Consider the following 9,610-nt stretch of genomic DNA (forward strand, 5'->3'; position numbering starts at 1 on the left):
GGTGTGTCAAAATTAATAAATTTAAGACAAAACTACTAAATTTTTTTAAAATAAATTATATTGAACATTTATTTTATTGATGTTATAATGATATTAAATAAAATGCTACACTTCATAGTACAATTTACAAAAATAAAAAACAAAAAAATTATTATAATTTTAAAAATTTTAAACATTTTAATATTTGTCATTGATAATTAAGATAAAATACGATACAATAGTCATAGTTGTATTTTGCATATAATCAAATATTAATTATAGTAAGATGCACTAAAAATAAACAATTTTTGGAAATTAAATATGAAAATAGAGGTGGAAAATAAATGATCGGCGTAATTTCAACAGCATATTTCACGATGAAAGATAAGCACAGTATTAAAACAGTAAAAAAATATTGGTGAAAGAACTGTGTAATTCAACATGTTAAATACCATGGAAAAACTTTCATTATAGCAACAGTAGGATATGGTAAAGCAAATGCTGCAATGGCACTTACTTACTTATTAGAAAAATATCCTGGTTTACAAACAATTTTAAATGTAGACTTAGCATTGTCAACAAACGATAAGCATGACACAGGAGACACAACAATCTCAACAAAATTTATTTATCGTGATGCTGACTTAACAGTTTTTAAAGATATTAAATATGGACAAATTGTTAATGAACCTGAATCATTCCAATTCGATGGTGAATTCGCTAAAGTTGTTAAAGACTTTAAATTAGGGTTAACAGAAGGAGTTACTGGAACAGCAGATATGCTGATTTATAACTCAAAACAATTTAAGGAAATGGTTGATAAATATGGACATACTATTGATGTAATTGATACTGAAGCAGGGGCAATTGCACAAGTTGCTAAAAAATCAAGTATTAATTATATTGCTTTAAAAATTATTTATAATAATGCATTATCACCATGAGATAATGATCCAATTCATAAATTCAAAATGTATGAAACAGTTAATACATTAAAATATTTATTAAGAAGATTATTTAACTTATTAAGTTCAAATTATATTATTGATTTATCACAATCTTCACAAGATGATTTAGATTCAATTAATGAATTATTTGAAATTAAACATGACCAATGAATTAAATTATTTAAACCAAATACACATAAAGTATTATCAGGGTTTGGGCCTTCATTAATGTTAGTTGATAAACAAGAAAAAACTCCTGTTGCATTAGATATTATTCAAGTAATGCGTTCAAAAACAAAAGAAGCAGAAGGATCAAGTAAAGTAATTTTAGGGGAAGATGAATGAAAAAATGCTCCTAAAAAATGATTACGTAAATTATTATTTTTAGAACAAGTTCGTGTCAATGATGATGAATTATTATGAAATAAATCAGCAAAATATGATTTAAATAATGAAAAATTATATAAAATTGAAACAGTTGCAAATGAAATTGCAGCAGCAATTGCTGAAAAATGTCAAGATAAATCATCATATACATATAATGGTGCAACAGTACAACAAAAATACTTATTAGTAAATTGTGATGCAAAAGTTTCGTTTTACATTACACATAATCAATCACATGAATTTGTGGAAGATAAAAACTTTGGAACACAATTAGTAAGTAATGAATTTGTTAAATACTTAAATGAAGCATTGAAAGATGTTGACTCACCATATCAACAAATTGTTGTTTATATGACAATTCCAGCATTAGATTATCGAAAAATTCCAGTGTTTATTCCTTCAAACAAAAGAGTAAACAGAGGTGTTAAATTTGGAACTTTAAACAAAAAGTTACAACGAGATTATACTGTAGTTGATATTACAAGAAATGATTATGATCCAATCAAAGTTGGTTCATTCAAAGTTACAATTCGTTTAAAAAGTGAATAATTAATAATTAATTAATTTTATTAAAAAACAACCCTTTGGTTGTTTTTTATTTTTTAAATGATGTTATACTTATTAGTAATAATTAAGGTTAAAAAAGGGCATGGAATAACGAAAAATGGTTAACGAAGAAGAAAAAAGATTAACAGCAGAAGGATATAGTAACAACACTGGAGTTAACCCTGATAGTATTACAAACAAACCATCAGATTTTTATCCGAAAGAAAAAACAATGGAAAGAAAAACCCGTAGTCGTGAACGGATTTTACGAAAAGAATTTAATTTACGTTTTAAAGCTTATTTTAAATCACGTTTATTCCGTGATTATGCTTATATTATTTTTGCTGCTTTTTTAGGAATGGCTAGTTATGACTACTTTATTGCAGCAACAACAAGTAATGGGATTACTCCAAGTGGAATTGGAGGGATTGCCCGTGGAATTGCGGTTGGAATTTGACCAAACCAAGATCAGTTACAAATGCAAACAAGTATGTACTGAGTTTTTTATTTTGTGTTTAATATCCCATTATTTATTTTTGGCGTCATTAAAGTTGGACTTCGTTTTTCTCTTCGTACAATTGTTTATATTGGTTTGCAAAATGGTTTTCACTTTGCATTTGCTTATATCCCGGTTATTAATCCGCAAGAATTATTTTTTATTGTTAATTATAATAGTTTAAATATTTTTAGTAATTATGGTGGAATGTACCAGATTTGATTATTTGTTTTTGCAGCGGTAGCAGGAATTTTAAATGGAATTGCTTATGGCTTAGTTTATAAGGGGGGAGCATCAACAGCTGGAACTGATTTTGTTTTTGCTTATTATTCAGCCAAAAAGAAAATTTCAATTGCTAATTATAATCGAATTGTTAATTATATTATTATTGTTGTAATGTTAGCAATTCACACAATATTATTAAGTCGTAGTGAATTAACAAGTATTTATTTTGGAAAAGACTGAGCAGCACATATTGATCAAATTCAACGCCTTGGTTTTAAAATTGATGATGGTGGTTTATATGGTAGTGATTTCACTAGTCATAAAATTAAATACTTCTTTGGCCCCGCCTTATTTGCTTCATATTTATTTGTCGTAGTACAAGCAATTACAATTGATATTATCTTCCCGAAATTTAAATATCGTAGTTTAATGGTTATTACTTCAAAAGCAGATGCTATTGTCTCAGGGTTACAATATGTTTATTATCCTAATGATATTATTCGTTTACCAGCACGTGATCATTATGAAGGCAATGATCTTAATAATGAAGTGATTATTGTTTCCACTTCAGTTTTAGAATATAAGAAAATTAAAGCTGCGATTATTGTTTCTGATCCAGAAGCTAAAATTTTAGCTCATAAACTAGACAAACTTATTGCTAATTATAAAGTAGATAAATATTAATCTTTTTGTGCAATTAAATTTAATCAGACAAACCCTTTTTGTAATATTTCATAGTCATGTTTTAGCATTAGTAAAATATTCTTTAACATGACTTTTTCATTTAAAGTAATTCTAATATTTAATAAACTATTATAATTATCTTTACTATGATTTATTGCACTAGTTGCTAATTGAAATGATCATGTTTGGTTGGTTACTTTAATATTTGGGATCATTTTTGTTGTTGTCATATTTTCTAGAATAAGGTTTTTAAGAGTTAATGTTAAATCCGTATTAGTTTGGTCATATCAAAAAAAGTTATCAAAAATTAAGTTATTTTTTTGATATTTATTTTTTCGTGTAATTTCAAAATTTTGATCATTAAGAGAAGGAACAGTTATTGTTAAAAATAAATAACCATAATATTGAAGGTTATAAGGTTTCGAAATTAAATTTGGTTGAAGATTATCAACAACCGTAGTTGTTGCTTGATTAATAGAACCAAAGTTAAAATTATAACCGTGATATTGATCAATGATAATATTGTCATTTACTTTAAAATCAGATAAGTGTGGCAGATTATTCGGTGTAATTGTTCATTGGGAACTAATATCACTAATTGTTAATGTTTTAAAAATGGTGTTAAAGATATCATTATAGATATTAATTAATAATGTTTTATTTAAATTAATTTTAAGTTGATTAATTAATCTTTTCTGACGTTTTTTAACAAAAATTAATAAGATAAAATTTATTAAAGTTATTAGTAAAAAAACAATACCAAGAGGTAAGAAGACAGCTTTGCGCATAGTAAAATGTAGGTTATATGCTGCACCAAAATTAAAAATTGTTAACAAAAAATTAAAAATTAAACTTAACAAGCATAATAGATTAATTCCTTGTCAAGCTACAATTTTATCATTCTTTTTAATAATAATTTTTTGGTAAATTTGATTAATTGTTAGTTTAATTTTTTCAATTTTTTTTCGTTAATCATTTTGATCCTTTCATAAATAAGTTATTTTTCTTATCTTATATATGATATTATAAAATTAATTAGAAAAAAAGGGAGACCTTAAAATGAAAGATTATAATTTAATTATAGGAAGTCATGTTAGTATGAACAAGCAGCAAAATTATTTGCTTGGTGCTTTAAATGAAAGTTTAAATAATAATGCTAATGCAATGATGATTTATACAGGACCACCCCAAAATACTATTCGCGTTAGTACGGAGCAATTTTTTATTCCAGAATTTTATCAGCAATTAAAAGAACATCATTTTGATATCAATAATATTATTATTCATGCTCCTTATATTATTAATTTAGCAAACACAACTAATCCTAGTACTTTTGAAATAGCTGTTGAGTTTTTAAAAAAAGAAATTACTCGTGCTGATGAAATTGGAATTAAAACAATTGTTTTACATCCTGGAAGCGCAGTTGGTGCACCAGAACAAGTTGGATTAGATCGCATTATTGAAGGATTAAATTTAGTTTTAACACCTAATCAAAAAGCAAAAATTGTTTTAGAAACAATGGCTGGTAAAGGAAGCGAATTAGGAACAAATTTTACACAACTAAAATATATTATTGATAATGTTAAATTAAATGATAAATTAGGAATCTGTTGAGATACTTGTCATATGCATGATGCTGGTTATCGCTTGACAGAAGCATTAGATGATATTATTATAGAATTTGAGCAATTAATTGGTTTAAACCGGTTATTATGTTTACATATTAATGACAGTAAAAATCCTTTAAATGCCCATAAAGATCGGCACGAAAACATTGGTTATGGTTACTTGGGATTTGAAACCCTTTTAAAAATAATTTATCATCCTAAATTAGATGGGGTGATTAAGATTTTAGAGACACCATATGTAGGAGAAAAGAATCATGCATTTGCTCCTTATAAGGATGAAATTGCGATGATTAAGGCAAAACATTTTACTGACCCATTTCAACAAAATGGTAAAATAAAAATAGATTTAGGAAAATAAAAATGTCCGCAAAGAAAATTATCGATAATTTGTATCTTGGTGATCGTCATAGTGTTCCACAAGATGCTGCGTTAGTAATTAGTTGTGCTGAAGAAATTTATCGCGAACAAATTCAAAAATATAATATTAAAAATGATAATCAAGAATATCTTTGAATTGATGACAAACATGTTTATTTTAATTTTAAGGATTATCCAACATTACAAGAATTAGATCCTAATATTGTAATTCAAGTATTAAAGATTATTGATAATAATATTAAAAATAAAAAAATTTATGTTCATTGTGTTTGAGGAATTAACCGTAGTGCATCAATTGTTTTTATGTATTTATTAGCAAAAGGATACATTAATCATGATGACTTTGATAGTGCATTGGAGCAATTTGAACGAATTTATCCCTATATCAATCCAAATCCAGGTTGGTTTGATTTTTTGCTAAATGATTTTCCATATAGTCACTTAATTTCGAATTAAAAAAACTAGGTAATTACCTAGTTTTTTAACGTTTATTTTTACAACACTCACATTTTTTATTAACACAATCTGTACAAGAAATACAAATTAAGCAAGAACGACAACCAACTTTTGGTTTACTACAAGTACGACACGAAAAACAATCATGATTTTTTGCGTGACAACACATATTCATATCATTCACCTCTATTTTCTTTCCAATTTTTATTTTATCATAAAAGGTTTTATTATTGTTGAATGTTTTTTTGTTTTCATTCTTGATAATATTCATCAATTAATAGTTTTAATTCTGGAACAAGATCTTCTTGTTTACATGATTTATAAATTTTACCTTTTTTAAAAATAATTCCACCATTTTTACCACCAGCAATTCCTAAATCAGCTTGTTTAGCTTCTCCTGGACCATTAACAACACAACCTAAAATGGCAATTTTTAATGGAATTTTTAAATCTTTTGTATATTCTTCTAATTCTTTTACAACGGGGAAAAGGTCATATTCTAAACGACCACATGTTGGGCAAGCAATTACATCAACAATGTTATCATAAAGTCCTAGTGAATTTAACATTCGTTTAGCAACTTCCACCTCCGCTATTGGATCAGTTGATAAACTAATTCGGATCGTATCACCAATACCATTAAAAAGAAGCGGTGACAAACCACTACATGATTTAATTGTTCCGGTATGATGACTACCAGCTTCAGTAATCCCTAGATGAAGGGGATAATTTCATTCTTGACTAGCTAAGGTATAAGCTTCAATTGCCATTAATGGTTCGGTTGCTTTTAAAGATAAAATAATATCATAAAAACCAAGATGTTCTAAAATTTTAATATGACGACGAGCACTTTCAATCATTGCTTTAGGAGTTCAACCATATTTATTGACAAGATCTAATGGCAAACTACCAGAATTAACCCCAATTCGGATTGGAATCTTTTTTTCAAGACATTTTTCGACAACTTTTTTTGTATTTTCAATACTCCCAATGTTTCCTGGATTAATTCTAATTTTACTAATACCAGCATCAGCAGCAATTAAAGCAAATTCATAATTAAAATGGATGTCTGCAACTAATGGACAAGGAGAACGTTCAACAATTGTTTTTAAAACAGCAGCATCATCTTTTCCTAAAACAGCAATTCGAACAATTTCACAACCTTCTTGATATAGTTGCTTGATTTGCGTTAAAGTAGCTTCAACATCGTGTGTTTTTGTATTAGTCATTGATTGAATAACAACTTTATTTTGTCCGCCAATTTGAACATTACCAACCATTACTTTTCGTGTATTATTTCGTTTATTCATTTTTTGCACGTCCTTATCTTTTTAATCTTTTTGGTATGTTATTGTAAATGGTGGGGGAAATTTTAAACACCAGTAGGGGATTTAAAATTCCACTAATAAACAACCCAGTACTTTATTTATTACAAAATTGTTACCTAAATCCTTTAAAATAATTTCAAAATAATCATACGACTAAATACAAAGAAATACAAGACTAAAATTAGTTTTTCATTATTTACGCTGTTTTGTTTTAATTTTATTTCAATTTTGTTCTAAAATGTAAATTGTAGAATAAAGTACAACAAATTTAAAAAAAATCTAAAAAGTTATTTAAATCTTATTGAATTTTATTTTTTTAACTATATAATAATAAATGTCTAGGGAAGTATAAGAATTGTACTTTTATTAAATTAATAATAAACAGCACAAGTTTAGCCCTATCAATATGACCATACTTTGTATTATATTATCTTATACCCCATGGATACCCTAAAAAACAATCTCACCCGGGTTGTTTTTTTATTTTAATTGCTTTTTGATAAAAAAGAAGTTATGATATAAGTATAAAAATAAATGATATACCTGTATATACTAGTAATATGGTCTAGTGTTTCTACGTCTTACCATTGGAAAAAGACGCTATAGGTTAATGCTTTTGCTTTTTAAACATTAACCACTCATTTTAATGAAAAACCAGGTTGATCTTTTTGTTTTTACAAACATTAAGTAAAAAAGGAGCAAAAAATATGAAACGAATTTTACAAAGTTTGATGATGATAAGTATCATTAGCACTTCAGTGAGCAGTGTTTTTGCTTGTGTAAAGAAGTATAATTTTGATAATAGTATTTGGGTTATTACTGATGGGGGAACTGTAAATGATCTTGCTTTTAATCAATCCGCATGAGAGGGAGTAAGTAAATATGTTTTTGCACAAAAAAATCAAATTGTTCCACCACAAAATTGAAAAAGTTCAAACTGACGAGCAAGTTACTTTGAATCAGTTAGTCAAACGCCTGGTGATTATAAAAATGCTTATATTACATCTTTAATTGCAGGAGCAAAAACACTAGTTTTACCTGGTTTCAACCATGGTAATACCACTGGTTGAGCAGCAGGTTTAGTTGATAATATTATTTATATTGATGGAAGTAGTCAGAACATTCATCTTAATATGGACCAGAAGGCACCATTAGCAAAAAATATTATTGGAATTACTTATCAAGCTGAAGCTTCTGGCTTTTATGCTAGTTTAGCAACAAGCATTTATTTAAATGCGCACCAAAACGAATATAATAGACACTTAAAAGTTGGTAGTTATGGTGGGATGGATAATTCAGTTGCTGTTTCAAATTATATGTGAGGTTTTTTAGTTGGAATTGATTTATTTAATACTATTATTAATTCTTCAGTAAATAGTAAATGAAATAATATAAAACATGATATATTAAACCAAGTCCAAAATATTAATCCAGAAATAACAACTTTACAATCAATTGTTAAAGTGCAAAATGTTTTAAAACAGAATGAATCATGATTTTCACAATCATTTCAAGCTGGTGATGGCAAAATTATTAGTGATGAATTATTAGCTCGTGGCGCTCGTATTATTTTTCCGGTTGCTGGTGCACAAGTTCAAGATACAATTAATCAAATTAAAGTTAATAAAGTCAATGCTAAGATAGTTGGTGTTGATACCGAACAATCTAAAATTTATGGCGAAAATTATGTTGTGACTAGTGCTTTAAAACAAATTGCCACTTCAACTTTTGATGCATTAAAAAATATTTATTCAGCACAATGTGGGTATGATGCACAAAATAATATATGAGATGAGACAAAACAAACAAGTAATTGTTGAATTAATACTGACCAAACTTCTCTTGATCATCCAAGTTGGACAGGGATTGAAACAACAAAATGAGTTAAACAAGATTTAGTTGATTTTTTACATAATACAACTGATGATCATAGCAAAGATACTTTGTTTGATAAGATAGTAAAAATATTACAATATGCTTACAAAAGTGGAATTGATAATCATGCCCCAATTTCCGCACAAAATTTTACAAATATTTTACAAAATACATATGAAACACAAACAAAATTAAAAACATATTTATTAGCAGCAATTGAAAAGGTGTTATAATTTTCTTAAGGCTTATTTATCAACTAAAAAATTATTATAAGCAGTTATTTACAAATAAGAAAGTAAAATAATAAGATGAAAATAATTAATAATTTAAATAAACATTTTTTTAATCCAACAACTGATGATTCTGATGATGAGAAAAAATGAAGTTAGTGAACATAATAAAAAAACCAAAAGTGATAATCAAGATATCACAGAAAATAATGAACGTCTGAAAAATGATTTTTTAAATAACCTTAGTAAAGAGTTTAAAGATATTATTATCAATTGTTGGTATTTCCGGTTTATCGGGTCCATCTCAACGATAAACTGATTTTGTAAATTGTACTATGAAGTGTAGCAGTTTATTTAATATCATTATAACATCAATAAAATAAATGTTCAATATAATTTATTTTAAAAAAATTTAGTAGTTTTGTCTTAAATTTATTAATTTTGACACACC

At 26.7% G+C, this 9,610-nt stretch carries 8 protein-coding genes and 1 riboswitch; of the genes, 5 read left to right on the forward strand and 3 right to left on the reverse strand.

What is annotated here, in order from left to right:
* The first annotated feature begins 323 nt into the window (after positions 1 to 323).
* Positions 324 to 1,862, forward strand: coding sequence for a cytoskeletal motor fibril protein Fib (fib, locus tag D9R21_RS02490; protein ID WP_126820966.1), 1,539 nt, complete (start codon positions 324 to 326; stop codon positions 1,860 to 1,862).
* Positions 1,863 to 1,977: 115 nt separating this feature from the next.
* Positions 1,978 to 3,264 (forward strand): YitT family protein, encoded by a 1,287-nt coding sequence (locus D9R21_RS02495; RefSeq protein ID WP_126820967.1) that lies wholly within the window; start codon positions 1,978 to 1,980, stop codon positions 3,262 to 3,264.
* Here the strand turns inward: D9R21_RS02495 and D9R21_RS02500 are convergent.
* Complete coding sequence (locus D9R21_RS02500) at positions 3,261 to 4,052, reverse strand: hypothetical protein (RefSeq protein WP_241568689.1); 792 nt, start codon at positions 4,050 to 4,052, stop codon at positions 3,261 to 3,263. The genes D9R21_RS02495 and D9R21_RS02500 overlap by 4 nt on opposite strands.
* A 271-nt stretch (positions 4,053 to 4,323) precedes the next feature.
* Here D9R21_RS02500 and D9R21_RS02505 point away from each other — a divergent pair, with 271 nt between their 5' ends.
* Positions 4,324 to 5,250 (forward strand): deoxyribonuclease IV, encoded by a 927-nt coding sequence (locus D9R21_RS02505; RefSeq protein ID WP_126820969.1) that lies wholly within the window; start codon positions 4,324 to 4,326, stop codon positions 5,248 to 5,250.
* A 2-nt stretch (positions 5,251 to 5,252) separates the two neighbouring features.
* Positions 5,253 to 5,726 (forward strand): dual specificity protein phosphatase family protein, encoded by a 474-nt coding sequence (locus D9R21_RS02510; protein ID WP_126820970.1) that lies wholly within the window; start codon positions 5,253 to 5,255, stop codon positions 5,724 to 5,726.
* Between the two features lie 227 nt (positions 5,727 to 5,953).
* On the opposite strand, the gene ispG is transcribed toward D9R21_RS02510, so the two are convergent.
* Positions 5,954 to 7,036: a flavodoxin-dependent (E)-4-hydroxy-3-methylbut-2-enyl-diphosphate synthase gene (gene ispG / locus D9R21_RS02515; protein WP_126820971.1), complete on the reverse strand. Its 1,083-nt coding sequence runs from the start codon at positions 7,034 to 7,036 to the stop codon at positions 5,954 to 5,956.
* A gap of 541 nt (positions 7,037 to 7,577) precedes the next feature.
* Positions 7,578 to 7,677: riboswitch (purine riboswitch) on the forward strand.
* An 84-nt stretch (positions 7,678 to 7,761) separates the two neighbouring features.
* Here ispG and D9R21_RS02520 point away from each other — a divergent pair.
* Complete coding sequence (locus tag D9R21_RS02520) at positions 7,762 to 9,162, forward strand: BMP family ABC transporter substrate-binding protein (RefSeq protein WP_126820972.1); 1,401 nt, start codon at positions 7,762 to 7,764, stop codon at positions 9,160 to 9,162.
* A 229-nt stretch (positions 9,163 to 9,391) separates the two neighbouring features.
* Here D9R21_RS02520 and D9R21_RS08500 read toward each other — a convergent pair whose 3' ends face one another.
* Entirely contained in the window at positions 9,392 to 9,523 is a 132-nt protein-coding gene (locus D9R21_RS08500) for a hypothetical protein (RefSeq protein ID WP_255416603.1), read from the reverse strand.
* Positions 9,524 to 9,610: the final 87 nt, after the last annotated feature.

It is taken from the genome of Spiroplasma endosymbiont of Megaselia nigra (genome assembly GCF_003987485.1).
Lineage (GTDB): Bacteria > Bacillota_I > Bacilli_A > Mycoplasmatales > Mycoplasmataceae > Spiroplasma.